The sequence below is a fragment of the uncultured Alistipes sp. genome, assembly GCF_963931675.1.
Classification (GTDB): Bacteria; Bacteroidota; Bacteroidia; order Bacteroidales; family Rikenellaceae; genus Alistipes.
In genome coordinates, this window is the sequence record NZ_OZ007039.1 from 1,001,860 (window position 1) to 1,028,631 (window position 26,772).

Below are 26,772 nucleotides of genomic sequence, written 5' to 3' on the forward strand. Positions count from 1 at the left end.
ATTCGTAAATCTACTAACTGAATAAATTATGAAACATTTTCAAAACTATCGGCTGTTCCGGCCGCTCGTCGGAGCGATACTGCTCTTGATATCGTTCTTTTCGGTTAGTCCGGTCGCCGCACAGACCTCACAGTCTGTTGTATCGGTCTCCGGTCGAGTAACCGACACTTCGGGACAGCCGATCCCCGGTGCCAGTGTCATTGTGAAAGGCACGACCATCGGCGTTACTACAACGGACAACGGTTCGTTTTCCCTGCACAATGTTGCGACAGGGGCCACGGTCGTTGTTTCGTTCATAGGTTATGCCGACCAAGAGTTCAGCGTACTTGCCTCGAAAGACGTTTACGATGTCGTATTAGCCGAGGATGATACCCTAATCGACGATGTGGTCGTCGTAGGTTACGGCACCCAGAAAAAAGCGAATCTGACCGGCGCAGTAGCACAGGTGACGTCGAAAGAGTTGGAAAATCGCCCGGTCGCCAATCTCGGACAGGCTTTGCAGGGTATGGTTCCCAATCTCAACGTGACGGTTTCTTCGGGCAAGCCCGGTGCAGGAGCCAGTTTCCAGATTCGCGGCACGGGTTCGCCCAACGGCGGCAGTCCGCTGATTCTTGTCGATGGCGTGGAGAGTTATCCCGACCGCATCAACGCCAACGACATCGAAACGATTTCCGTGCTGAAAGATGCGGCCTCGGCTGCCATCTACGGTGCAAAAGCCGCTTTCGGCGTGATTCTGATCACCACGAAGAGCGGCAGCCGGAATCAGAAAGCAACGGTATCCTACGATGGCTATTTCGCTTTCTCGGCACCGACGACCTCTACCGATTACGAGACTCGCGGCTATTATTCGGCCGGCATCGCCGATTTTTTCATGGAATCGGGTCGCGGCGTACGTTATACCAATTACACCCCGGCCGACTATCAGGCCATGTGGGAACGGCGTAACGACAAGACAGAACATCCCGATCGTCCGTGGGTCATCATCGACAACCGCTTTGGACGCGAAAACTACGTCTACTTAGCCAACTTCGACTGGTACAACTACCTCTACGACATGAGCCGTCCCACGACCGATCACAATATCAGCATTTCGGGAGGCAGTGACAAGATGTCTTATCTCGTCAGCGGACGATATTATTCGCAGGAAGGAGTACAGAAACTCGGAGACGACGGCTATAAATCGTACAATATCCGTTCGAACCTTTCATTCGAGGTTCGCCCGTGGCTTGAAATTAAGAATTCCACACGTATGTTTAGCGGCCGCTATACTTATTCGGGAGTGGAGAGCGAATCGACCAACTGGCGCCGTCCGGGAATGCACTGTCTGGCCAGTTTCGTCCCGATGAATCCCGACGGAACGTCTGTGGCTTATACTTCTCTGACTTACTCTTCGACGCACTTCCCGTCGGACGGATGGGTCGCTATGATGCAACAGGGAGGTACCGGAGGCCACAATCTGACTCAGGAAATGGCCACCAAATTCGATTTCATCTTCAAAATTCATAAAAATCTGACGGCACAGGCCGATTTCGGTTATAAGAAAGGGTACCTGCGCAATGACTACCGGGAGATGGATGTACAGTATTCGAAATACCCGGGTGAGGTGGAGACGATGACAACCAATTACTCCGACTCCTATCGGGAGGTAGTCTACGATCAGAATTTCTATACGGCGAATGCTTTCGCCACCTACAAAAACGATTGGAACGGACACAACTTGGAGGTGATCGGAGGTTTCAACTACGAGACACGCCGCCATCGAGATCTGAAAGTTACACGTGAAGATCTGCTGACTAAGGAACTCTCGGATTTTAATCTCGCTGTGGGTGAAATTCCCGAACTTACCGGAGGCCGCGACGAACGTGCAACCGTAGGCATCTTCTATCGAGCAGCCTACAACTATAAAGGACGCTATTTATTCGAGATAGACGGTCGTTATGACGGATCGTCGAAGTTCCCTCGCGGGGATCGCTTCGGATTCTTTCCTTCGTTTTCGCTGGGGTACAGGATCAGCGAAGAGAAATTTTTCGAGCCTGTCCGCAGCGTAATCGACAACCTTAAAATTCGGGCCTCTTACGGTACGCTGGGGAATCAGGATGTAGGATCGTACGATTACATACAGAGCATTAACACGCAAAAAGTAATGGGCAACTACACGTTCGACAAGGTCAGCGGGGGCGCTTATGCCTATGCAGACGATCCGGTAGCGGGCAATCTCACCTGGGAGAAAGTGGTCCACAAGAATATCGGTATTGATTTGAATATGCTGCGTTCGCGCTTGAACCTTACGTTCGATGCTTATATCCGCGATGTAAAAGGCATCCTGACTCAAGGAAAATCGCTGCCGTCGATTTATGGTGCTGATGAGCCTATGGTCAATGCCAATGACATCCGTACCAAAGGATGGGAACTGGCACTCGGCTGGCGGGATTCGTTCAAGGTCGCCGGACGTCCTTTCCATTACGCTGTGACGGCGACCTTGGCTGATTATACGGCCAAGTACACCAAAGTGGATAACCCTTCGGGAATTTTGAGCGACCCCTATGTAGGCAAAGAGGTGGGCGAAATATGGGGATACCGTATAGATGGTTTGTTCCGGACGACCGCCGAAGCCCAGGAATATGCCTCCCGGATCGATCTGACCGAAGTCTGCTACGACTATTTTCGCACTGATGCGGGCGAATACGGACAAGGAATTCAAGCCGGCGATATGAAATATCTCGATCTGAACGGCGACAATGCCGTAAATGAGGGGGCAGGTACGCTCGATAATCCGGGTGACCGTGTGAAAATCGGAAACAGCACCCCTCGTTATACCTATGGTCTGAACCTGTCATTCGAATGGTGCGGATTCGACATTTCGACCTTCTTTCAGGGCGTAGGACGTCAAGACTGGTATCCTGCCAACGACAACATCAAATTCTGGGGTCCCTATGTCCGTCCGTTCGCATCGTTCATTCCACGCAATTTCATGTCCGATGTTTGGAGTGAAGAGAATCCCGACGCCTATTTCCCCCGCGCTCGTGCTTATTCGGCCCGCGATTCCAAGCACTCAATGCGCAACGTCAACGATCGTTACCTGCAAAATCTGGCTTATTGTCGCCTGAAAAATCTCACTATTGGGTATAGTTTGCCCGAACGATGGATATCAAAAGTAGGACTTTCGAAATGCCGCATCTATTTCAGCGGTGAAAATCTGTTCTACTTTACGAAATTGCACAGCGATTTTATCGATCCGGAGCAAGCGACTACCAACAGCGGAAATTCGGACGCCTATCCGTGGTACAAAACCTTTGCTTTCGGCGTCAACCTGACATTCTAAACATACGACCATGAAACATACGATCATCAATGCGTTGTTCCTCTCCGCAGCTATAGCCTGTATATCGTGCGAGGACATGCTCGACTATCAGCCAAAAGACCGTCTCTCCCCGGATACCTATTTCAAGACGGAGACCGACTGCGAACTTTGGACAAACAATTACTACACCGTCTTCCCGTCCGCCGAGGGTATTTATAGCGAGCCTTACGATGTTATCGTGCGCGATGTGCTGGCCGACGAAATATCGGGAGTGCGCAAGCCCATGCCGACCGACGGTAACTGGAACTGGGAAAAGTTGCGTGAAATGAATTTCTTCCTTTCACGTGTATCACAAATCGAGGATGAGTCCGTACGACTTGAATACGAGGGTCTGACCCGCTTTTTCCGGGCCTATTTCTACTTCGAGAAGGTCAAACGCTACGGCGATGTACCATGGGTGGACCGTCCGCTGGGTTCGGATGAAGAAGAACTGTACAAAGGGCGCGATTCGCGCGAGTTGGTTATGGAGAAAGTAATGGAGGATGTGGATTTCGCCATCGCCAATCTGCCCGAGGTGCAGAATGTCTACCGCGTAACCCGATGGACGGCTCGCGCTTTGAAGTCGCGTATCGCGTTATTCGAAGGGACATTCCGGAAATATCACGGGCTCGACGGATATGAAGAGTTTCTTCAGGCGTGCGTCAATGCTTCGGAGCCTTTCTTGACCGGGCCTTATTCGATTTACACGAGTGGCAGCACGCCTTATCAGGATCTTTTCACATCTCAGGATGCCATTGAGACAGAGATTATTTTGGCGCGGGCCTATACGTCGGCCATCAGCGGTATGACGCACGATGTCAACGGACACCTTACGGGTGCGACGATGGGACGTCCCGGCATGACGCGCAACGTGGTCAACATGTACCTCATGCGCGACGGATCACGCTACACGGATCAGGAGAACTATGCTATCAAGACATTTGTCGAAGAGTGCAAGAACCGCGATTTGCGCATGGCGCAGACACTCCGCACTCCGGGGTACAAACGAATCGGCGGCAGCAAGGAACTGGCTCCGGACCTTTCGCGCTCGACGACCGGATATCAACTTATCAAATATCTCACCGAAGAGAAATATGACGCAAACAAAGCCTCGACCAACGATATGCCTCTTTTCCGGTTGGCGGAGGTGCTGCTGAACTATGCCGAAGCCAAGGCCGAACTGGGAACGTTGAAACAGGCGGACCTTGATAATACGATCCGGCCGTTGCGTGCTCGTGCCGGGTTACCCGACCTCGACATGGAAGAAGCGAATGCGAATCCTGATCCTTATCTCTCCTCACCCGAAACGGGATATGCCAACGTGACCGGAGACAACAAGGGGGTCATTCTGGAAATCCGCCGCGAGCGGACGCTCGAAACTCCGATGGAGGGACTTCGTTACTGGGACATTATGCGTTGGAAAGAAGGCAAACGTTTCGAGAAGCCTATCGAAGGGCTTTACTTTCCCGGTACGGGTGAGTACGATCTTGACGGGAACGGGTCGGTTGACGTTTGCATATACGATACCGAGAAGGCTCCGGGAAACAGCGCCGACGTACTTTACCTTAAATTAGGGACGGATATCGTTCTGAGCGGAGGAACGAGCGGCAATGTTTTGGCTCATAGTACACAGCAACGTACCTGGAACGAAGAGCGCGATTATCTTTACCCCATTCCGACCGATGATCGGGTGCTTACGCAGGGGGCTATTTCACAGAATCCCGGATGGAATGACGGACTGCCTTTTTAATCTAAAAACGAATCGAAATGAAAACATTGAAAACGATAGCCTTGTTATTCTGCTTGGCAGCAGGTGCATCCGCCTGCCACGATCTGGAAGGGGACAATTCCGATTTTGATCTCGGATTTGCCTCCGGGAATGGCGGTTCAAATCCTTATGTCGATGGTTACGACCGGCTGGACAACTCCCTGCGCCTGGCAACCTACAATACTCATCGCTGCGAAGGGCCTATTACACAGGATCCGGACTATGATCGGGCGCACTACGACATGACGGCCAAGGTCATCAGCCTTGTGGCACCCGATGCCATTGCCCTTCAGGAACTGGATGAAAATACCTCTTGGCATCGTGTCTCGCAGATTGAGGAACTGGCGAAACGTACGGGAATGCATGCCACGTTCGGTCGTGCCATCGACCAGCGGGGAGGGCAGTACGGCAACGGGATTCTCTCGCGCGAAGAGCCTCTCTCGACCGATATACTTTCCCTGCCAAACCCCGCTCAAACCGAAGCCCGCATCGCTCTGGTAGCCGAATTCGAGCGTTTCGTCTTCATCGCCACGCACTTCTGTCACAAATCGGAGGTTAACCGTACGGAGGCTGCCAGGGAGCTGAATGAATATGCCGCAGAACACTTCCAGACGTCGGACAAGCCAGTCTATCTGGCTGGAGACCTGAATCTGAACAGGACGACGTCGGATGCTTTCATTGAACTGCTCAAAAGCTGGAAAATCATCTCCTCGAATGACTACACGATGTCTACGGGAAACACCCGCATCGACTACGTTTTGGTTTACACAGGCAATCAGGCTTCTTATGAAGTACTCGGAGCAGCCGTTCCGACTTTCTCGGAGATCGATGTCTATACCGTCTCGGACCACCTGCCTGTTTTCGTAGACCTCAAGAAAGAGTAAATGCCCAATTAAAGACTGTGTTGTTATGAACAAGATATTTTCAAATGCCCGGCGGTTTTTCGCACTGCTTTTCATACCGGTATTGGCCGCAGCATGCGTAAATCAAGATGTCGATCTTCCGAATGCGTCGCTTCGGGCCGATAAGACGCAGATTGCCGCCCCTGCCATGGAGTCGGATTTCACGGTCGCTCTTAAAGCCAACTGCAATTGGCAGGTCGTCATCGAAGACGAAGACGCTCAATGGCTTTCCATTTCCCCGAAAACAGGTCTGGGAAATGCCGACATTGTTCTTTCGCTTATGCCCAATACCTCGACTGTTCGAGACGCGGAAGTGACGATTCGCTCTACCGACGATCCGTCGCAAACTCTGACGGTTTTCGTGAAGCAGTCCGCTCACGGCTCCTATCTGACGATTGCTGAACTGCGCTCGTTGGCTTCGAACCTGACGGTCGGAACTCCCGAATATACCATTACGGAGGACAAAAAGATCTGCGCAATAGTCAATACGGCTGCCATTGGAGCAAACCTGCCTGGCGGAGTTTTCGGCATACAAGATGCCAAAGAACCCGGTTCGGGCATCCTCGTCCGCACGGAAGAGCTTTCGTGGAACGACTTCGGTGAAGAATTGGAAATTCCGGTTAAGGGTGCCGTGCTGACGCGCGATGAGAACGGAATACTCGAATTGCAACCCGCGGCCGATGCTGCCATAGTGCGGACCGAAACCTCGAATGTGCAACTCAGTCCGGTTGTCATCTCCCATGCCGATTATGCTGCCAATACCTACGAATCGATGTACGTCGCCTTAGAGACCGTGCAAGTTGTAGCTACGGAGTTGACCGCTACGATGGATGGGAGCGTGGAATTCCAGGATGAAGACAATGAACGTTACGCGGTTTACACATGGTCGGGTGCGGCGTTCGTCGGAGCCGCCGTGCCGACGGGTAGTGGCCGGCTGGCAGGTATTGCCTCCCTGGTGAAAGGCGAAGAGGTACTCTTGCCCGTCACCGCGGAAGATTTCGCTCTTTCGGGAAACCGTTTCGGCGCCGCTTCGGGTATCCGACTGCCATATATCTTCTCGTTCAAGGCCAAAGGGACCTCGGATGCCGATGGCATGTACTATAATACGATGCGGATGTCTGACGGATCGACATGGACGAATTTCCTTTCGGCACCGCCGGCCAAACAGATTGTGGAGCCGAACGACGGATCGGGTGTCACGATGACCTTTTACAGGAGCAAGGCTTCGTCGAATGGTAATGAAAACAACGGGGTGCGGTTTAGGATTAATGCCGATGGGCTCGACAACATCTTCTCGCTCCAGCTGTGGGGTACCGGAAAGCCCTATCCCTATGTATTGTTAACCTATCCGATTGCAGAAACGGTTTCCGGGACGTTGTGGCTTTCATGCAGCGTTACGGGATCGAATTATGCCCCGCGCAACTATACCGTGCAAAGTTCGACCGACAACACGCTATGGGAAACATGCGGCGATTTGCTGATTCCTTCGGGCAAGCGTAACGTTCCGCATTTCTTCTCTGTGCCGGTGACACTGCACGAAACGCTTAGAAAAGGCTCTACGCTTTATATCCGCATCATGCAAAAAGAGGACATCCGCATAGGCGGCGATACGAATGCTACGGAAGGCGGCGAAGGTCGTCTGCACGCTGCGATAGTACTCGACCGGCCTTCATCCGATGTGACGACTTTCCCCGCCGGAGCAATTTATACCGAAGGTTTCGATCGGATCTACGGTGGTGTAGATTACTTGCTGGGAAGTGATAAACTGGTCAATATGAACGTCTTCTCGGGCGATGACATTTCGGATTGGGACGAAGCGGAAAAAGGCGGCTTGACCGGAGAGAACGTGAGTGCCCGTCCGGGTTACGTCCAGATCGGCCATGCACCGTTCCAGGCAACGCTGCCCAATGCCCTTTCCTGCCAAGTCGGTCAGTTGACCACTCCTGCTCTCTCGGCGTTGACCGAAGCGACGGATATCGAGGTGACGCTGAAAGCAATGGCCTATAAGACAGGGTCGATGATGGCCGATGCCAAAGACAAGGAGGGTGATATGACCAGCTTCAAGGTCGAAGTGATCGGTGGCGGCACAATCGACGGTGAAACTTCAAAGGTGATATCGGGTATGAACTATCAGAGTTTCTCGGATTTCCGATTCCTGGTGAACGGAGCGACCTCCGCCACGCAATTGCGTTTCACGAGCGAAGCAGCCGAAGGCGGCTTTACGCGCTGGTTCCTCGATGATATATGTGTCGTAAAGCGTTAAGATAAAACGAATAAGCCTGCACTGGAAACAACTTTCCGGTGCAGGCTTATTTTCATAAACAGATATTCATGCCGATTTTTTCCTACTTTCGCAAAAGCGCGCCTTCGGCACCGTTCACGGGCGACGACGCAGCACGCATGAAACTCTACAAAAAGCTCCGTTTCCAGAGCTTCATCGCCGGCACGGTCGGTTACAGCCTCTATTACGTCTGCCGTACGAGCCTCAATGTGGTCAAGAAGCCGATCCTCGAAAGCGGGGCGCTCGACGCCACGCAGCTGGGCATCATCGGCTCGGCGCTGCTGTTCGCCTACGCCATCGGCAAGTTCGTCAACGGATTCCTCTCCGACCACAGCAACATCAAGCGTTTCATGGCCGCGGGACTGTGCGTTTCGGCCGTCGCCAACCTGCTGGTCGGGGCGCTGGGCTTCGCCAATGGCGGGGGCATGGTCGGCAATATGACGCTTTTCATCGCCTTCGCCGTGATGTGGGGCGTCAACGGATGGTCGCAGTCGATGGGCGCGCCCCCGGCGATCATCGCCCTGTCGCGCTGGTATCCCCTGAGCAAGCGCGGCACCTACTACGGATTCTTCAGCGCCAGCCACAACCTCGGCGAGTTCCTTTCGTTCCTCTTCGTCGGGGCCGTCGTCGGCATCTTCGGCTGGCAGTGGGGCTTCGTCGGGTCGTCGGTGGCCGGGGTGTTGGGCGTGCTGGTGATCGTTTTCCTGTTGCACGACACCCCCGAATCGAAGGGCCTGCCTCCGATCGAGGTGCTGACCGGCGAGGAGTCCCCCGAGCAAAGCCACGACCACGGGTCCACCTCCGAACTCCAGCGTTCGGTCATCCGCAACCCCTTCGTCTGGGTGCTGGCGTTGTCGAGCGCCTTCATGTACGTCTCGCGCTACGCCATCAACGGCTGGGGCGTGCTGTTCCTGCAAGAGGTCAAGGGATATTCGCTGGCCACGGCCACGCAGGTCATCTCGGTCAACGCCCTGCTGGGGATCGTCGGAACGGTCTTTTCGGGATGGCTGTCCGACACGCTGTTCCACGGCCGCCGCAACGTGCTGGCTTTCGGCTTCGGCGTGCTGAACACCGTCGCCCTGTGCCTGTTCCTCTACTCGGGCGACAGCATGTTCGTCAACCTGTTGAGCATGGTGTTATTCGGCATGGCCATCGGGGTGCTGATCTGCTTCCTCGGCGGACTGATGGCCATCGACATCGTACCGCGTGAGGCCACGGGTGCCGCACTGGGTATCGTCGGAATGGCCAGCTACGTCGGCGCCGGGTTGCAGGACATCGTCAGCGGCTGGCTCATCAACTCGGGCAAGACGGTTACGGACGGTGTCACGACCTACGATTTCGACACGGCCACCATTTTCTGGATCGCGGCTTCGGCGCTGTCGTTCATTCTCGCACTTTTCGTTTCGAAGAAAAAGTAATATAGATGAAAAAAATTCTTTTTATACTATTTTGGGCCATAATTGCAAACGGCTGTTCTCAGAAGGAGATTGTCCTGAGGACAATGACCTATAATACTTATAGCGGGCGTAATGCCGGAATCGAAGCTATTGCCGATGCAATTCGCCGCAACAATCCGGATTTGGTAGCTTTGCAGGAAGTTGAACGTTTTACTGAACTAAATCCCGGCGACACACCAGCCATATTGGCCGAGATGACGGGCTTGAAATACCATGCCTTCATCCATGCACTCGACATTCGTTCCGGAGGAGATTATGGGAATGTCATCCTCTCGAAATACCCGATTCTGGAAGAGCGTAGTTTCAGATTGGGAATACCGGGACGAGATTACATGAGGTCTTTTGGATATGTCCGGATTCGTAAACAGGGACATGACATCTGTTTTGCCACGACGCATCTTGATCACAAAGCCGATGATTCTTTGCGGATAGCGCAAATTAGAGAAATACTTCGCTTAACGGAGCATATCAATATCCCGATTATTTTGGGCGGAGATATGAATGCCCGACCGGAGGAGGCTCCGATTCAATTATTGGCATCCAAGTTTAACGTGGGCAACTCTTGCTCGGAGCTGACGACCGACGATGACGGTGGAAAAACGATTGACTATTTGATGTATACTCCCGAGTCTGCTTTTGAAGTAATTTCTCATGAGGTAGATTATGCAGCCGCAAAAGCTTCGGATCATTATCCTGTTTTGGTAACTTTCAAATTGGCCTCTTTTTTTAACTGACACGGTAGGAATATTATTCGTAATAACATTATTCTCCTCTTAATCTCTTCACATCGTCGAGCAGTCTTTTTGCTTTGCGCTCCTTAACGGTCGCCCGCTCTAATTGTTTGGCTCGATGCCTTACGGCTTCCTCGTATCGTTCGACTTGGTTTCGGACGGTATCGTGTATGGCTGTGTATTGCTCATCCCGGAATACCGTTTCCAACTCCGTCAACTCCTTTTCGCCGATTTTCCCGCACATCTTCACGTAACGGTATTTCAGATCGTTGGCAGCCAACTGCCGATTATTCTCCGAAATTCGGTAGATGAATGCGGCTTGCAGGAAAATACCTCCCAGCATGGCGAACATCGTCAGAAATGTTTTCGAGGATTTAAGATCGAGCGTATAGATGTGGCGGTGTTCCTGCACAGGCAGGTTTTCGGGCATTGCCGCTGCTTCGACGGCTTGCCCTACCTGCTCGATCAATGTATGTGTCTGCCTGTTCTCCTTGTCGATCACCTCCAGTCTCCCAGCTAACTGTTGCAGCAGCATGTCGTATTTGTTAACGATCTCCCGTTCCTGCTCGGTTTTTATTCCGGGCAAGGCTGTATACCGTTGCAGGTGTTCGAGCAGTTGCGTAATCTGTTCCTGCGAAAGTTCCGCGGCCTCTATCAGTCGCTCGATCCGTTCCAGCTGCGTATTCTCCAAACCTGCGTTTCCTGCGCCGCCTGCTTTGGCGTTTTTGATGGCTTTGACAAGCGTTTCCTTGAGGTCTTCGTACATTTCGATCGAGAGGTCGATCTTATTTTCGTCGTTCATGGTTTTTGAGATTTTCTAATTCGGCTACAGTTTTATTTTGGCTCTTCTTTTCTGTTCTTCGAGTCTGCGGCGGTGCTCCATCGCAGCTATTGCCATCGCCTCGGCCGCAGCGTTGAGCAGCGCCGTGATTCGTGCTATATGCTCTTCGGGACTTTCTCCCGGCTTGCGCTGCAACTGCTCGGCGGACACTCCGACGGGCGAACCGGCCGGCGGCAGCGGAATACCCCCAGCCTTTTCGAGGTTTACCGATAGTGGCTCTTCGCGTGTACTGCCGCCGCCCATGCCACCGAACAGCCCTGCAAATGCCGAACGGTAATTGCCTGCCGCCGCCGAGAGGTTCCCGAAGAGCGTGGCCCGGTGTTGGGTTTGTTGTTGAATATGGTTGAACCGGTTGTCGAGTTTCGTAAAGCTAAATGCCCGGTCGATCTTCGATCCGGAAAACTCGAAACCGTTTTTCGAGAAGAGGACACCCTGCCTGCGGTCGGTCGAGCCGCAATACTTGTAGTGAACGCCGATGCCCTGTTCCTTTAATTTACCTTCCAACTCGTTCCAATTCTTGCATTTGGGCAGACAGCCTTTGATCGCATCGTGGATTTCGTATCTGGTCTTGTCGGGTTCGCGCAGCCGCTCCCGCTGTACGTCGTCCTTTCCCGGCGCGAGATATAGCCCGTGTTTCTCGATCAGCTCCCGGCATACCTTGGCATTGGCCAGCCGGGTCAGCTGGTTCAGATTCCGGGCGACGCCTTTCAGCTGGGCCATGAAATCCAGTTGTTCGCGGGTGATCCGCGCCGTTACCGTTCCTCGGTCGATCAGCTGGCGCAGCACTTCGGCAGGCGGTTGCCCTGCCTCGCGGCAAAGGGCCGAAAAGCGGAGTTTCCGTTCGGGACTGAGCCGGGTGCTGACGACATATCTGCGGATGCGGCCGATGCCGACTTTCGGGCGCCCGCCCTGTTTGCTGTATGTTTTCTTCGGTGTTTCCATGATAAGTGGTGTGTAAGCATTTTTTTGTTCAGACCAGCGGGATTTTACGGCGGCCACCGGGTAAGGCGGAGTTTTCGTCTACGAAAACACAACCTTGCCTTTCTTAAATCTTTACCCCTTTCCGACGCGGTGGTTCAATTTCCTCCGTTTCCGCTTTCAGGGCTTGCAGATTATTCCGAAGAGCCTGAACAGCCTTTGTTTCGGGAGCGTTCTTCTGTGTCGAAGGCTTTTGTGTTCGGCCTTTTATGCGGGCGATCAGATAGTCGTTTACGTCCTTGTGTCCGCTGTAAAAATGCCTTTGGTCGATTACCTCGCTGCGGGGGCAAAGACGGATCAGATCGGAGGTCGTTTTACGCCCGGCTTCATCGTTGTCAAAGAAGGCGTGGATCACCGGATGCCGGCTAAGAAACGGTACGGCTTTGGGCAGGTTGACGACCGAGTTCAGAACCGCGGCGTCGATGCGCAGTCGTTCGGGATGTTTCAGCGAGAGATAAGCGAGGAAATCCATAAATCCCTCGAAAGCGATTACCGTATCGGAACGGTTGTCGATGGTGGTGATATGTTTGGGCGAGGAGCCGCCTTTGAACCGCTCGGAGCGCAGCTCCCAACCTTCTGCATCGTTGCGGAAACCGACGGCGAAAAAGGCGCGGTCGTTTACCTCGTAGCGAACCTCCCGGCAGTAGCCTGCGGCAATCCTCTGTGCAATGCCGCGCGAGGCGAGATAACCGATCAGTGCCGGATGACGGAGCGGGGCATCGGAGAGGATGCGGAGCGCGGGGACGGCAGCCAGACGCATGACCGGCGATACCCCACCGACGGCTGGACGTTCGTAAATACCTGATGAAAGAGAAGTAGACTCGGCTTGCCTTATCTCACCGCTCGAAAGGATACGGATGGCGGCGTAACGGTCGCACCGCTCCAACCGCATCACGAGGGTAAGTAATGTGCCGCCTTCACCCAGTCCGAAGTCGTACCAGAGATTCCGCACGTAGTCCACCTTGAAACTCGGCGTGCGCTCTTCTCGTAGGGGTGAAAGATACATGCCGTAGCCGTTGCGTTCGTATTTGGGCTGAATACCTCGTTGGGAGAGAAAATCACGAATGGAAATCCGGTTGTTGTATGGTATGGTAGTCATTTTTCCGTAAGTTTGTTGAGAAAACAGTTAAAATTCAGTGAAAGAAAAGGTTGGCGTCTTACAACTCTCTTACACGGCATCCGGCGCTGTAAGTCCGTAAGAACCCGTAAGACTTTGTAAGAGGATTTGTAAGAAATGTAAGATTTGAAAATAAGAAAGCTACCTTCTTTTTTCAACATTCTTACATCGCTGCATCGTTCAGCAATCCGCCGAGCTGTTCCCGCGTGACGGTATAGATCCGTGCCGTCTTGCTGTCCTGCCGCTGCGTTTCGCCGTTATAGGTGATCGTATAGCGTTGGTAATAGGTCGGAGGTGTGGGACGTAGCTGCCAATTTTCGGCAAGAATCCGCCGCACAGTGGGATGATCCGAGCGGATGCCGCGTATCTCCAGCATATTGACCATATCACTCACGTCAAACCGATACTCCGCAAGGTTCTCGGCCTCCATAATGTCGCGGATGATCGACAGCATTTCGGTTTCGGTCTTGCTGCGGTTGTAGTGGATGATCCGCCGCAGGGCCTCCGTTGTCAGGAGCCGCGGGGAGAACCACAGGCGGCTCTCCTCCCGGGTCGAGAGCGTGCGTTGTTGCAGAAAGAACAGCAGTCCCGGGATTTCAGTCTGCATCCGGGCAAGCAGCTGCTGATCATCGTGCGTCAACGGCGGGATACGCCGCACCCAGTAGCGGGTCTCCGCCGCCTCGATCAGCACGGGATTGCGTTCGTTGTTGGAGCACAGCACGAACTTTCCGAAGAACTCCACCTCCCGGCGGTCGCGCCCCTTTGCCTCGGCCTTGTAGCTGCGGGCCGTCGAGAGGTTCTTGATCCGTTCGGAGTCTTCGCGGCGGTTGAGCAGCACCTCGTCCACACAGATCAGCAGCTTGCCCGCCCAGTCGTCGTTGAACTGCGAGCGGAACCGACGCCAAACCGAGAGTAATCGAATTTATTCGAATTACCGAGGTGCGAAGGAGGAAGGCACAGCCAAATCCTCGTTGGTATTGAAGGTGACATTCCCGCCGAAGATCAGTTTCAGAAGATTCAGAAAGGTGGTCTTGCCCGTATTGCGCTCGCTGGAGACCAGCAGCAGAACAGGCAGACGCTGCAGGGGCCGCAGGTAGAGCAGTTGCAGATAGTCATACCCCATCTCGATCTGCTCGCCGAAGATGTGCGACAGAAAGTCGCGGATGTGCGGAAAATCCCCTTCGGCCGGCTGGAAGGGAATCGGTTCGTAGCGGTTCAGGAAACCGTGGATCTCCCGCCGGTAGTTCGTATGGTCGGGAACCGTGCAGAATCCATCGTACTTCGGGATACGTGCCAGGTAATCCTTCCCGAAATCCTGGCGCAGGGTCTCGACATTCCACGCCAGGAGGGTCTCGATGCTCCGGCCGCTGCTCAGCGGCTGCTGAACCCGTTTGTAGATGGTTGTCCCCACGCGAAGATAGGCCGCGCCGGTCTCCTTCCGTTTAGCGGTCATGGCGGCCTCCTTTCAGGATTTGTTGCACATCCGCCACACGATAACGACGCTGCCCGCCATACTCCACGGGAACAAGATAGCCGCTCTTTGCCCAGCGCCAAAGCGTAGAGGAGTCGACACCCAACAAGGCAATGGTCTGCTTGCGCGTGTACAATTCGCCCGTTTGCGGCAAGGCTGGCGAGACCAAGGGTGACGGGGCGACGGCAGTCAACTCCCGATGCCATTGCCGGAGATCCTCCAGACGGACGGTGACATGCACGTCACCGCCCATTTCATACAATTGTTTCAGGTCCATAACTCGATCTTTTATCGAACCCAACAGCAGGTTCGGCAGCGAATATAGCTGGTGCTTCCCCTGCACCTGTTTTTGCAATCAAATCACCGCCGTTGCACCGGAAAACAATTTCAGAAAGAGCTATTTTTCAAGCTATTGCAATCGCATACAAGCCAAACAAAAAAATCCCTGCACCTCATCGGTGCAGGGAATAGGGAATATCGACAGAAAAATTCCGCTCCTATTGTTGGATATGCTCCTTCAGATTATCCACTAAACGGATACCGTAACCGCCATCCGTCGCCCGGAGTTTGGCCCGCAAGGTCTTCGTATTGTATTTGCCCAACGATTCGAATCCCAAATTCAACCACTCGGCCAATTCGCTCTGGTCATAAAACTGGTTGCGCGCCCCCTTGAAGGCATTCCACACATTCCATCCATAGTGGCACAAATCCCCGTAACCGATCCGATCGCCCCGGAGCCGGACCTGAGGGACCGACGCCGGAATCGCTGCCATGCAGGCCAAATAAAGCAGCCGACGCCGTAAAATCAACCGATTCGACTCATCAAGGGCTTCACCCAGGATTTGATCTGTATAGATGTAGACCGTTGAAAGTGCATTTTCGAGAATTTGTGTCTCCGGGGCCGGATCGCCGGGAATCACATCGGATATCGCGACGGTCGGATCCAAGCTCTTTTCATCAGTCACCTCGACTGCGGGTTCCGGCTTCTCTTCCACGATAGAAATCTCATCCGATTTGGGCCACTCACAACGAAAACGGCGGAAGAAAAGCTCCGAGAGATCCGCCGAAGTACCTATACTGAAATAGTAGAGTCCTGCCACGCAAAGCCCCGCGGGAACAAGCAACACAAGCGCCATCCAGAATGGGAAGCCCCGCGAAACCATGACGCAGAACAACACAATAAGAAAAAAGACAAGGACACTCGCCACAATCAAACGAAGCCCTCGATGAAAATATTGATCGGAATTCATCGCAGCCTTGATTCTGTTCTTTTACAAATATACGATTTATTCCAACGCGCTCACAGCCTCGCGTTTGATATCCATATCAATATCGCGATAACGGGCAAAGGCTCTACTGCCGTCCTTATGCCCCGACATCGCCCCCACGATCGCCGGATCCTTCACGCTTTTATAGACATTCCCTATGAATGTCCGGCGTGCCATGTGCGACGATGCGAGGTCGCAGATCGGAACCTGGATATTCTGCCGCGTCCGTTGGTCGATCGTCGTCACCTTACGCGTAAGGCCCGCTTTGCGAAACGCCGCCTTGATATAAACATTGTATTTCTGCTCCGAGATAAACGGGAACAACGTCCCTCGGGTTTCATCCAAATATTTACGGATCAACGCCTTCGCCGCATCGATCAACGGCACCGAGACCGTCACCACCCGGTCGTCGCGGGTTTTGCGGGGAACATATTCAATGCAGTCCCCGATGATATTGGCATAGGTCATCTTGTAAAGGTCGCTCACCCGGCAGCCGATCATGCACTGAAAGACAAAGATATCGCGTTGCGTCTCCAGCTGCTTGTCATCCCCCATGTCCGCCTCGGCCAACTGTTTACGTTCCTCGGTCGTAATATAGACCGGAGTGCCGTAAACGATCTCCGCGATTTTATACTGCTTGAACGGATCGTTGGTGGTGAATCCGCTGTCATTCAACCAGACATAGAAAGACCGCAGCCGAATCAACATATCCGAAACGTAGTTCATACCGCGCTCCTTCGGTCGTCCCGGAATCACCAGTTCGCCCGCAGCATTAAGGTACGGAGCGCGCTTCATCGGCAGATTCTTCCTCACTTTCGGCCGCGCATACGGGACTTCGTCGTACAGCTCCGGATGCTCGTCGAAGATCTCGGGCTCTTTCATCAGGAACGATCCGAAATCATCGAGCGTCATCGGCGTAACGGTATGTACGTCCAACACAAAACGACGGCTCGACAGTCTGCGATACAGTTCATAGCGCTTCAGCGTCCGCACCAGCACCTTGAAATGTTTGACCCGGGACTCGGACAGTTTGTGAGCCGCAAGGTACTCCTCCGTCAACGAGAAAAAGTCGCGTTTCTTCTCCTCAACGGGATTGGTTGCCTTCGGGCGCAACGTCCGACGAATCAACTTTTCAAGCCACTCCCGCGTAACGGTCGATTTATCATCGGTTGCCTCAATCGTATGCTCGATCACGTCGACCAGCTCTTTCAGTTTCGCCCGCTTGGACAGCAGAGCGTTCCGCTCCTCGCCCGGTATATTCGGAATATTGATGTCGTTCTTCTTGCCCCAACGTTTGCGGTCGATCCAGATGCCCGACGGTACACGTACACGCAATTCGCGGGAAACATAGACACGGAAATTAACTTGCGATTCTCCCGCACTGTTCTCCCCTTGCACCAAAACATATGTAACTTTTGCCATACATCCTCATTTTATGCTCTACATAAGGTATGATTTATATTCGAATACAGCAATACTTTCATGTCCGCACCGTGTCCGCATTTACGGAAAACACCTAAAATGGAAAAGGTCAATATTTACTCGTATGAATTTAAAACACTATAAAGCAAATAGTTATAAAATAATCTAAAATCCAACCATTCGCATCTTTTTGCACGAATTGATTCCTGTCCTGGGCACTGGAAACCGCGTTAAACGAAAGTTTGACGCGGTTTGTTATTATCCGGGCCGCATCTGTCCGCATCACAATAAATATTGACAAGGACCGGGCGGCCGTTAACCTGTTTTACGGGCTCCTCCCGGAAGAGTCAGAAACAAACGACCGGGCCGCCTCAAAGGCTGCCCGGTCGTCATGATTCGGCAGAAAAACGTACCTACTTTGTCCAGCCGGCCGTCCAGTCGTTGTCCGCAGGGACCGCCCCCTTGTAGGCCGCAGCCGTAAAGAAACTGTCGGTGAGCGTCTTGCCGCCACTGATCGTTCCGACATATTGGCCGGTCAGTGCATTCACATAATCGACCGCATTCCCGGCAGCAGCGATAAAGTCGTCGTTCGTATAGATGCCCTCTTTCGAATCGAGCACCGTGCTCATCGAGACGTATTCCAGTTTGGAAGGATTCTGCGCCTTCGAGAAGGAGTTCTCCGTCTCCGTGGTCTCCACGGTAATGCACTTCGCCTTGCCCGTCACAATGGCATTGTAGAGTTCCACTTCGGTACCGGCACGCAGCCGCACACCATGCGTGCCCGTTTCGGAGTCGTTGCCCACAAGCGTTACGTTTGCCAGCACAGGATGCGCTACGGGAGTAGCCGCCGCATTGTTCCCGTTGTTATCGCACTCCATCAGGCAGTCGCAGTCGTAACCGAGCGTCGACTCCGCCTCCTGGTAAGCCACCAGGAACTGACCCTTGCCGTCCCATCCTTCGGTCCAGTCGAACGAATCGTCGGAACAGCTCGTTACAACCAGGTGCTTCACATTGACCGAGCCTCCGAAGAACTCGAAGCCATCGTCCGAGCCCTTGTAAGCCTGCAGGTATTCGACCGTCGTACCATTGCCCACACCGTAGAACGAAACACCATTGGCCTCGTGCTCCTCGTCAAGGGTAAAACCCGTATATTCGAGACGGATATATCGCAGCGTTCCCGAATTGTCGGCATCGTCACTGCCACCATAAGGGGCGTTGCCGATCTCCGACAGAACTCCCGTACCGGCATTCGTATGTGCACGTCCGCAGATGTGGATGCCGCCCCAGGCTCCGGCCTCCTTCAACTCGGAGGTCATCACAATGGGGTTCGAAACCGTACCCTGCGCGTCGATCCTGGCACCCTGTTCGATAAGGATGTAGTCGGGGATCTCATCGTAGACAGCCTCCAGTTGGACTCCCGGCTCGATGCGCAACGTGGCTCCCGCCTTGACATGCAAACCGCCGCTCAATTTGTAGTTTGCGCCTTCGGTAAGCGTCGCATCGGCGGTAATGTTGCCCGTAAGGGTCGTCCCCGCGGCGAGATCGCCGCTCAACCCCGGATCGGGCGTGTCGTCGTTTCCGTTGTCGCAAGACACCGACATCATCGAGCAGGCAAGAACTGCCGCTGCCAGAAATTTCCAGTTCGTTTTCATCACTTTCAGTTTTTTTGAATGGATTGTCCTTTTATAATTGTGTCAGAATTTCAGATTCAAACCCACCTCGAAATTCGTTCCCCGACAGTAACGTTCCACTTCGATCGTACGGCCCGTCTGAGGCACCTCCTGTTCGAAAATCATTGCGCGGTTGAGCAGGTCGACGAATTGCAGTTTCACCTCGACGCGGCGGCTGAACCGGCAGGCAGCCGTGAAGTTCAGCGTATGTACGGGCCGCTGTGTGACGTCACCCAGTCCCGAAATGCCTACCGCGTGGATACGCGGGCCTTGAAGGTTGTAAAGCAGGGCCAGATTCAGCTGCCGCTCCCCGCCGAGTCGGGGCGACCACGTCAGATCGGCATTCACCAGGTAGGGCGAAGCACCCTGCAGAGCCCGCTCCTTGTTGGTATAGACACCCCCTTCGGGCAGCGTAACGTTGGTGTACATGTAAGTGGCATTCACGCCGAGCCGCAGCGTCCGGACCAGCACCTTGCGGAGCTCGATCTCCACACCGGCAGCCAGGCCGTTGTCGGCGTTGCGGAACGTATGGACCGCCGCACCGCCCGAAAGCATCTGTATGCGCTCGATCGGTTCGTCGAGGTATTTGTAATAACCGGCCACGGAGAGCATGTCCCCCTGACGGTTGTGGTACTCGTAGCGCAGGTCGAGGTTGTAGTTGTAACTGTTCAGCAACGCTTCGTTACCGCGCAGCTGCACCGATCCGTAGGACTCCTGATAGAGGAACGGCGCCATCTCGACGAACGACGGGCGGGTGATGGTGCGTGAAAGCGAAAGGCGAAGCTGGTGTTCGTCCGTGCAATTGTAGCGGAGATTCAGCGCCGGAAAGAGGTCGTTGCAGTCGATGTCGCGCCGTTCGCGGAGGCTCTGGTCGTTGTAGTAGCGCACCCACTGCCGCGAAGACTCGTAGCGTACGCCGGCATTGATAAGCAGTGACGGAAGCGGATTCAGATCGACAGAAACGTATCCCGCCACAATGCGATTGCCGGCCTCGTAGCTATCCTTGGGCTGTTTCTGGCGGTTGATTACGAGCGAACCGTTGGAGACGTTTTCGAAATTGAGATAGTCGTTCGGCGAATAGATATCCGTAATCTCGGGGTGCAGATCCGAAATATCGTAGTAGAAACGCGTCCCGGTATAGTCGCGGCTCTTGTCCTTCCACGAAACACCGGCCGTCAGCTTGTGACCCGTTCCGAAAGTCCAGTCCGCGGCGGCATGGCCATTCCACTCGCGCTCGTCAAGCGTGCCGAAGTAACGCATGGTCTCCTGCTGGTTGAGATCGAAGAGGCTCAACGTCCCGTCATCGTGTTTGAGGTACATCACCTGGCGACGGTCGGGTTCGTCGGACGAAGTGGTAGAATAAGAACCGCTCCAACGCAGATTCCAACGCTCACCGAAAACGTGGCGGCCGTAGAGCTGATGCGTCATCAGCCGGTAAACGTGCATCACGTCATTGCTCCCGATGAGCTCGTGGTCCTCCTGATCATATCCCTCTCGCCGGGAGTAGGTATCCGTGGCATTGCGGGCATAAAAGAAAGTGTAACCGAGGCGGTCGGCATCGCGCAAAGTCGTACTGAGGCTCGCCAGAGCCGCCATTTTCAGTCCACTCATGTAACTGTCGTATTCATATTCGTCGGTCGTACGCCCGGTCGCTTCGAGCAGGCGGAACTCGGCATTGTCCAGCGTCTGCTGCTCGTTGCTCAGGCCCCCCGAGGCCAGTAGACTCACCGTCTGGCGCCCCACACGGAAGTCTCGCCCCCAGGCAAGGTTGCCTCCGAAGGTCGGCAGCGCCGTATGCTTCGACACCCCGAAATCCGTATCGAAGATATCCTTCGTCTTCACGTACTGCCGGAAGTCCGACAGCGAACCCGACAGGGCTTGCGGGTCAACCGTCGGCTGGGTAAACAGCGAACGGTGATCCATGCGATAGAAGCCGCGCCCGACGGTATTGAAGGCCCCGCCGGTATGGAAATCCACCGAAAAGAAGTTCTCACCGGTATTTTCCCTGGTATTGATGTCGATGTGCGCTCCCGAGTAGTCGGCATAGGAACTCACCTCGTAGACCTTGCTCACGGTGATGTTCTTCACGGTCGACGAAGGAAAAATATCGAGTGGTATGAGTTTATTGTCGGGATTGGGCGAAGCAATGGGCTGTCCGTTGAGTGTGGTGATGCTGTACCGGTCGCCCAGCCCCCGAACGATGAGTTGCCCGGCCGAGGCGATGGAGATGCCCGCCATCTTGCGGACACCCTCCTGTACGTTGGAGATCCCTTTGAGCGACATCTCCTTGGCGCCCATATTCTCGATTGCGACGTTCGACGCGATGCGTTCGGTTTGCAGAGCGCGTTCCGATTCAAGATTCTTGCGGGCCGTCACCGTCACCGAGGCCAGCATCTGATTGTCGGATTCCAGTTCGACAAGTGCTTCGGGCATCCCTTCCGCAACCGTCACCTCCATGCGGCGCGATTGATAGGAAATATAGGAGACAACCACCGCACAAACGCCTGGATCCAGATCCAATTCGAAGCGCCCCGCGGCATCGGTCGTCGTTCCACGGGTTGAACCCTCGACAATGAGCGTGGCTCCGGCAAGCGCCTCGCGGGTTGTCTTGTCAACGACCTTTCCGCGAAAGGGAATCGCTCCGAGCGCATAATGCATACTGCTTAAAAACAAGAACGCGGTAAGAACAATTTTCCTCAATAACATCCGTAATTTCTATTTCTTCATGATTTCCGGATGCAAAATTGAAGTGCGGGTATTACAACGATGTGTAGACGGCGTGATATTCCCTTGACATGACTGCGGCTACCCGTCACTACCCGGTCTCACGATCCGGCTGCAACGATTCGAAACCGCCAAATAGACGCTGCCCAAGGGGATAGATCCGACGGGACCAGATGGCAGCGAGAACCTCGCCAACGGGATGTACACGATGGCAACCCTGATCTGCGCAACACCGTCTCGAAGGACCGCGGCCGCCAAGCCGAATACTACTGTATCCGCTGCTCGCTCGGCACCAAAGTCCGTTCTGGAACCCGAAAGGAACTGCCGTCATACGAAAAGAGAGGCTTCGGATTGTCCGAAGCCTCTCTTTTCAGGAAAACCGGAGATCCTTACCGGACGGAACCCCGCCACAGAGCCGACATCTCTTCGAGGGTCTTACCCTTGGTTTCGGGCACCATCTTCCAGACAAAGAGGGCCGAGAGGAACGACATCAGGGCATAAATACAATAGGTACCCCCGACACTCCAGACACTCAGAGACGGGAAGGTCGCCGAAATCAGGAAGTTCGAAATCCACTGTGCCGCCACAGCAATCGCCACGGCCTGCGAGCGGATCGTGTTGGGGAAGATCTCCGAGATGAGCACCCAGCAGATCGGGCCCCACGACATCATGAACGACGCCGTGTAGAGAATGATGAAAATCAGGGCCACAATACCGATCGAATCGGAAAACGACAGCGCCGCAAGGGCCGCCATGCCGATCATCATACCCGTCGAACCGATGATCAGGAGCAGCTTGCGGCCCACCCGGTCAACTGTGAAGATCGCCACAACGGTAAAGAGGATGTTGACGATGCCCATCACCACCGTCTGCAGCATCGAGGCGTCGCCCGTAGCCCCCATGTTTTCGAAGATGCGCGGCGCGTAGTAGAGCACGACATTGATGCCAATGGCCTGCTGGAAGAACGACAACAGCACGCCGATGACGATAACCGCCGAGCCGTAGGCAAAGAGGCGCTCGCGCTTCTCGTGCACCGAGGCGCGGATCTCATCGAGGATCGTCTGCGCCTCGGCCGTACCGTTAATGCGTTCGAGTACCGCAAAGGCCTTCGTATCGTTGCCCCGCAGGACCAGGAAGCGCGGTGTTTCGGGCACCAGCAGGATTAGCAGCAGGAATGCACCCGCAGGGAAGGCCTCCGAGAAGAACATCCGACGCCAGCCGATCTCCACCATCGCTGTCTGGATCGCCTCGGTCGTCTCGCCGAGGTTATTGCGAATCAGGTAGTTGACAAAATAGACTACCAACATGCCGAAGATAATGGCGAACTGGTTGCACGAAACAAGCGTTCCGCGGATCTTCGCCGGAGAGATTTCGGCAATATACATCGGGCAGACGGCCGAGGCGAGACCCACGCCGATGCCTCCGATGATGCGGTAAAAATTAAACGAAACGAGCAGTGGAAGCGAGGCTTCACCGTAGGGCAGGATGCCGCTCTCGGGCCACCACGATCCCACAGCCGAGACAAAGAAAAGAACGGCCGCCGTAACGAGCGAACGTTTCCGTCCGAGGCGCGAGGCCAGCACTCCGGAGATGGCGCCGCCGATGACACAGCCGATCAGGGCGCTGGAGGCCGTAAAGCCGTGCAACCACGAGGTATAGGTGAAATCGGTTGCCGTACGGAAGAAATAGTCGAGAGCCTGTTCGGCGCCCGAGATCACCGCCGTGTCGTAACCGAAGAGCAAACCGCCGATGACCGCCACCAGGACGATCGAGAAAAGATACACGCGGCTGCCGGTTGTTTGGGTTGAGGTCATGGTTCAGGTTTTAGGGATGTCGTGCGCTCTCCACGTCGGGCCTCCCCGCCGAGGGGCGGGGAGAATCCGATGCAGGAAGGGCCTCGGATGCCTTTCGGGAGCCTGCCCGTCGGGCAACCGAACGGCCGCAACGCAGGAGATTGGTTTAGATATACATATTGATCAGCGCCTCGTAGAGCTCCTGACGGCCACTCCGCTGCACGGGCTCGTGCGTGCGGGCATAATCGGCCACCTGCTCCAAAGTAAGCTTTCCCTCCTCAAAGGCCTTGCCTTCGCCCGAGTCGTAGGAGGCGTAGCGCTCCCAGACCATCATCTCGTAGGGCGAGTTGTCGAGGATGTCGACCGCAATCAGCAACGCGCGCGCCATGGTATCCATTCCCGAAATGTGGGCAATGAAGATGTCCTCAAGGTCGGTGGAGTTGCGGCGCGTCTTGGCGTCGAAGTTCGTGCCGCCGCCCTGCAGGCCGCCGCCGCGCAGGATTACCAGCATGGCCTGTACCAGCTCGTAGAGGTCGATCGGGAACTGGTCCGTGTCCCAGCCGTTCTGGTAGTCACCGCGGTTGGCGTCGATCGACCCGAGCATCCCGGCATCAACGGCACATTGCAGCTCGTGTTCGAACGTATGGCCGGCGAGCGTGGCGTGGTTCACCTCGATGTTGACCTTGAAGTCTTTGTCGAGGCCGTGGGCACGCAGGAATCCGATCACCGTCTCCGTATCGACGTCGTACTGGTGCTTCATCGGCTCCATGGGCTTCGGCTCGATGAGAAACGTCCCCTTGAAGCCCTTCGCACGGGCGTAGTCGCGCGCCATGCGCAGCATCGTGGCCATGTGCTCCTTCTCACGCTTCATGTCGGTGTTCAGCAGCGACATGTAGCCCTCGCGGCCGCCCCAGAAGACGTAGCAGTCGCCGCCCAGCTCGATCGTCGCGTCGATGGCGTTCTTGATCTGCAGCATCGCACGGGCCGCAGCGTCGAAATCGGGGTTCGTCGAGGCGCCGTTCATGTAGCGGGCGTGCCCGAAGACGTTGGCCGTACCCCACAGCAGTTTGATCCCCGTCTCGGCCTGCTTCTGCTTGGCATAGGCCACGATCTCTTTCAGGTTCTTTTCATACTCCTCGGCCGTGGCGGCTTCGTCCACCAGGTCCACGTCGTGGAAGCAGTAGTACTCGATGCCCATCTTCTGCATGAACTCGAAGCCGGCATCCATCTTCGCCCGGGCACGCTCCAGCGGGCAGGCCGCCTCGTTCCACGGGAACTTCTTCGTACCGCCGCCAAACTGGTCGCCGCCCTCGGCGCAGAGCGTATGCCACCACGCCATCGAGAAGCGGAACCAATCCTTCATCTTACGGCCGCGCACGACACGCTCCGGATCGTAATAGTGAAATGCCATCGGGTTTTTCGAATCCTTGCCCTCGAAAGGAATCTTCCCGACCGTCGGGAAATAACTTTTCGTTGCCATTTTTCGTGTTTTTATTTGGTTGTCTGTTCGTTGAGTTTCGATTCGACGGCCGCCACCCATGCGTGGTAGGTTGCCTCCAGCACATCGCGGTCAGCCTCGACAGGTTCTACCGTCCTCACGCACCGAAGCGATGCGAAAGCCTCCTCGCGCGTGCGGTAGTACCCGGCGCCAAGGGCTGCGCCGCGCGCCGCACCCAGTGCCCCATCCGTATTGAAGATCTCGATGCGCGCACCGATCAGCGAGGCCAGCGTCTGCCGGAAGAGCGGCGAAAGAAACAGATTCGCGGCACCGACCCGGATGACCTTCGGCACAAGCCCCAGCCCGCGCATGATGTCAATGCCGTAGCGGAACGAGCAAGCGACCCCCTCCTGCACAGCCCGCAGCACATGGGCCGTCGAATGGCGGTTCAAGTCAAGGTTCAGGATCGCGGCTCCCGTCGTGCGGTTGCCGAGCACTCGCTCGGCGCCGTTTCCAAAGGGCAACACCACGATGCCGTCCGCCCCCACGGGAGCCGTTGCTGCCAGGTGGTTCATCTCCCCGTAGTCGAGCGTCTGTTGTATGACGTGACGGCGCATCCACGAATTCATGATCCCCGTACCGTTGATGCAGAGCAGAATGCCATAGCGAGGGTGTTCGGGGGTATGGTTGACGTGCACGAAGGTGTTGACACGCGACTGCGGATCAGCCTTCGGCATATCCGTCACGCCATAGACCACGCCGCTCGTGCCGCCCGTCGCGGCCACCTCGCCCGCCTCCAGCACGTTGAGCGAAAAGGCGTTGTTCGGCTGGTCGCCCGCGCGGTAGGAGATCGGAGTCCCGGCCGGAATGCCTAACAACCGTTCTGTCGCGGCATCAATCTCACACTGCACGCCGATCGACGGTCCCGCTTCAGGGATCAGCTCATGCGGAATACCATAGTAATCGGCCACGAAATCCGCACGCCGCTCCTCCTTAAAGTCCCAGAGAATCTGCTCCGAAAGGCCACTGACACTCGTCGATATTTTGCCCGAAAGGCGGCAGGCGATGTAGTCGCCCGGCAACAGGAACTTGTCGATACGCGCGAAGAGTTCGGGTTCGTGGCACTTGACCCAAGCCAGTTTCGAGGCCGTGAAGTTGCCCGGCGAGTTGAGCGTATGGCGCAGGCAGAAATCACGCCCGATCGCCTCCAGCGCCTCGGCTCCGAGTCCCACGGCCCGCGAGTCGCACCAGATGATCGACTTGCGAAGCGAATGCCCCGCACGGTCGAGGCAGACCAGTCCGTGCATTTGGTAGGTGATACCCACCGACACCACCTCGCGCAGCGGATGTGCGGCGCCGATCTGCCGGATTCCCTCGCAAACATAGTGCCACCACATCTCCGGGTCCTGCTCGGCCCAGCCCGCCTGTTGCGCCTCGATGGACATCTCCTGGGTGGGATTGGAGACCGACGCCACGCATTCGCCCGTCGCGATGTCCAGCAACGACACCTTGACCGATGACGAGCCGATGTCTATTCCCAAACTTTTCATGATTTTTTCCTTTTCGTTGTT

The 26,772-nt window shown here is 55.1% G+C and carries 17 protein-coding genes and 1 pseudogene; 6 read left to right on the top strand and 12 right to left on the bottom strand.

The annotated features are described in order from the left end of the window. The first annotated feature begins 28 nt into the window (after positions 1–28). From ABGT65_RS04485 to ABGT65_RS04510, 6 genes are all read left to right on the top strand, one after another. Positions 29–3,322: a TonB-dependent receptor gene (locus tag ABGT65_RS04485; RefSeq protein WP_087259919.1), complete on the top strand. Its 3,294-nt coding sequence runs from the start codon at positions 29–31 to the stop codon at positions 3,320–3,322. A gap of 10 nt (positions 3,323–3,332) precedes the next feature. Next, positions 3,333–5,090 (top strand): RagB/SusD family nutrient uptake outer membrane protein, encoded by a 1,758-nt coding sequence (locus ABGT65_RS04490; RefSeq protein ID WP_346700061.1) that lies wholly within the window; start codon positions 3,333–3,335, stop codon positions 5,088–5,090. A 41-nt stretch (positions 5,091–5,131) separates the two neighbouring features. Further along, positions 5,132–5,992 carry an endonuclease/exonuclease/phosphatase family protein gene (locus ABGT65_RS04495; protein ID WP_346700063.1) on the top strand — a complete coding sequence of 287 codons (861 nt, stop codon included), beginning with the start codon at positions 5,132–5,134 and terminating at the stop codon, positions 5,990–5,992. A gap of 25 nt (positions 5,993–6,017) precedes the next feature. Then, positions 6,018–8,273: a DUF5689 domain-containing protein gene (locus tag ABGT65_RS04500; RefSeq protein WP_346700065.1), complete on the top strand. Its 2,256-nt coding sequence runs from the start codon at positions 6,018–6,020 to the stop codon at positions 8,271–8,273. Positions 8,274–8,341: 68 nt separating this feature from the next. Further along, positions 8,342–9,709 (top strand): MFS transporter, encoded by a 1,368-nt coding sequence (locus ABGT65_RS04505; protein WP_087260495.1) that lies wholly within the window; start codon positions 8,342–8,344, stop codon positions 9,707–9,709. 5 nt (positions 9,710–9,714) lie between these two features. After that, positions 9,715–10,482 carry an endonuclease/exonuclease/phosphatase family protein gene (locus ABGT65_RS04510; RefSeq protein ID WP_087259927.1) on the top strand — a complete coding sequence of 256 codons (768 nt, stop codon included), beginning with the start codon at positions 9,715–9,717 and terminating at the stop codon, positions 10,480–10,482. Between the two features lie 28 nt (positions 10,483–10,510). Here ABGT65_RS04510 and ABGT65_RS04515 read toward each other — a convergent pair whose 3' ends face one another. The 12 genes and pseudogenes from ABGT65_RS04515 to ABGT65_RS04570 form a co-directional block, all read right to left on the bottom strand. After that, positions 10,511–11,281, bottom strand: coding sequence for a hypothetical protein (locus ABGT65_RS04515; protein WP_346700067.1), 771 nt, complete (start codon positions 11,279–11,281; stop codon positions 10,511–10,513). A gap of 24 nt (positions 11,282–11,305) precedes the next feature. Then, positions 11,306–12,262, bottom strand: a complete 957-nt coding sequence (locus ABGT65_RS04520; RefSeq protein ID WP_346700069.1) for a plasmid mobilization protein — start codon at positions 12,260–12,262, stop codon at positions 11,306–11,308. 103 nt (positions 12,263–12,365) lie between these two features. Further along, positions 12,366–13,397 (bottom strand): toprim domain-containing protein, encoded by a 1,032-nt coding sequence (locus ABGT65_RS04525; RefSeq protein WP_346700071.1) that lies wholly within the window; start codon positions 13,395–13,397, stop codon positions 12,366–12,368. A gap of 181 nt (positions 13,398–13,578) precedes the next feature. Further along, positions 13,579–14,868, bottom strand: a pseudogene (locus tag ABGT65_RS04530) (DUF5906 domain-containing protein). Continuing rightward, complete coding sequence (locus ABGT65_RS04535; RefSeq protein ID WP_087260500.1) at positions 14,858–15,163, bottom strand: helix-turn-helix domain-containing protein; 306 nt, start codon at positions 15,161–15,163, stop codon at positions 14,858–14,860. The pseudogene ABGT65_RS04530 and the gene ABGT65_RS04535 overlap by 11 nt, the downstream one beginning before the upstream one ends. A 220-nt stretch (positions 15,164–15,383) precedes the next feature. Further along, positions 15,384–16,136: a hypothetical protein gene (locus tag ABGT65_RS04540; RefSeq protein WP_346700073.1), complete on the bottom strand. Its 753-nt coding sequence runs from the start codon at positions 16,134–16,136 to the stop codon at positions 15,384–15,386. A 36-nt stretch (positions 16,137–16,172) separates the two neighbouring features. Beyond that, positions 16,173–17,576 carry a site-specific integrase gene (locus tag ABGT65_RS04545; protein WP_346700075.1) on the bottom strand — a complete coding sequence of 468 codons (1,404 nt, stop codon included), beginning with the start codon at positions 17,574–17,576 and terminating at the stop codon, positions 16,173–16,175. A 413-nt stretch (positions 17,577–17,989) separates the two neighbouring features. After that, positions 17,990–19,228, bottom strand: coding sequence for a hypothetical protein (locus ABGT65_RS04550; protein ID WP_346700077.1), 1,239 nt, complete (start codon positions 19,226–19,228; stop codon positions 17,990–17,992). 42 nt (positions 19,229–19,270) lie between these two features. Beyond that, complete coding sequence (locus ABGT65_RS04555) at positions 19,271–21,904, bottom strand: TonB-dependent receptor domain-containing protein (protein ID WP_346700079.1); 2,634 nt, start codon at positions 21,902–21,904, stop codon at positions 19,271–19,273. 455 nt (positions 21,905–22,359) lie between these two features. Beyond that, on the bottom strand, positions 22,360–23,784 hold the full coding sequence (gene xylE / locus ABGT65_RS04560; protein ID WP_346700081.1) for a D-xylose transporter XylE: 1,425 nt from the start codon (positions 23,782–23,784) through the stop codon (positions 22,360–22,362). 145 nt (positions 23,785–23,929) lie between these two features. Continuing rightward, entirely contained in the window at positions 23,930–25,243 is a 1,314-nt protein-coding gene (xylA, locus tag ABGT65_RS04565) for a xylose isomerase (protein WP_346700083.1), read from the bottom strand. A gap of 11 nt (positions 25,244–25,254) precedes the next feature. Then, positions 25,255–26,751: an FGGY family carbohydrate kinase gene (locus ABGT65_RS04570; protein ID WP_346700085.1), complete on the bottom strand. Its 1,497-nt coding sequence runs from the start codon at positions 26,749–26,751 to the stop codon at positions 25,255–25,257. Between the last annotated feature and the right edge of the window lie 21 nt (positions 26,752–26,772).

Bases quoted from the DNA above. Each gene is read 5' to 3' on its own strand.
- ABGT65_RS04485 (WP_087259919.1), top strand. From the start codon at position 29: ATGAAACATTTTCAAAACTATCGGCTGTTCCGGCCGCTCGTCGGAGCG.
- ABGT65_RS04490 (WP_346700061.1), top strand. From the start codon at position 3,333: ATGAAACATACGATCATCAATGCGTTGTTCCTCTCCGCAGCTATAGCC.
- ABGT65_RS04500 (WP_346700065.1), top strand. From the start codon at position 6,018: ATGAACAAGATATTTTCAAATGCCCGGCGGTTTTTCGCACTGCTTTTC.
- ABGT65_RS04505 (WP_087260495.1), top strand. From the start codon at position 8,342: ATGCCGATTTTTTCCTACTTTCGCAAAAGCGCGCCTTCGGCACCGTTC.
- ABGT65_RS04510 (WP_087259927.1), top strand. From the start codon at position 9,715: ATGAAAAAAATTCTTTTTATACTATTTTGGGCCATAATTGCAAACGGC.
- ABGT65_RS04515 (WP_346700067.1), bottom strand. From the start codon at position 11,281: ATGAACGACGAAAATAAGATCGACCTCTCGATCGAAATGTACGAAGAC.
- ABGT65_RS04520 (WP_346700069.1), bottom strand. From the start codon at position 12,262: ATGGAAACACCGAAGAAAACATACAGCAAACAGGGCGGGCGCCCGAAA.
- ABGT65_RS04525 (WP_346700071.1), bottom strand. From the start codon at position 13,397: ATGACTACCATACCATACAACAACCGGATTTCCATTCGTGATTTTCTC.
- ABGT65_RS04535 (WP_087260500.1), bottom strand. From the start codon at position 15,163: ATGGACCTGAAACAATTGTATGAAATGGGCGGTGACGTGCATGTCACC.
- ABGT65_RS04540 (WP_346700073.1), bottom strand. From the start codon at position 16,136: ATGAATTCCGATCAATATTTTCATCGAGGGCTTCGTTTGATTGTGGCG.
- ABGT65_RS04545 (WP_346700075.1), bottom strand. From the start codon at position 17,576: ATGGCAAAAGTTACATATGTTTTGGTGCAAGGGGAGAACAGTGCGGGA.
- ABGT65_RS04550 (WP_346700077.1), bottom strand. From the start codon at position 19,228: ATGAAAACGAACTGGAAATTTCTGGCAGCGGCAGTTCTTGCCTGCTCG.
- ABGT65_RS04555 (WP_346700079.1), bottom strand. From the start codon at position 21,904: ATGCATTATGCGCTCGGAGCGATTCCCTTTCGCGGAAAGGTCGTTGAC.
- xylE (WP_346700081.1), bottom strand. From the start codon at position 23,784: ATGACCTCAACCCAAACAACCGGCAGCCGCGTGTATCTTTTCTCGATC.
- xylA (WP_346700083.1), bottom strand. From the start codon at position 25,243: ATGGCAACGAAAAGTTATTTCCCGACGGTCGGGAAGATTCCTTTCGAG.
- ABGT65_RS04570 (WP_346700085.1), bottom strand. From the start codon at position 26,751: ATGAAAAGTTTGGGAATAGACATCGGCTCGTCATCGGTCAAGGTGTCG.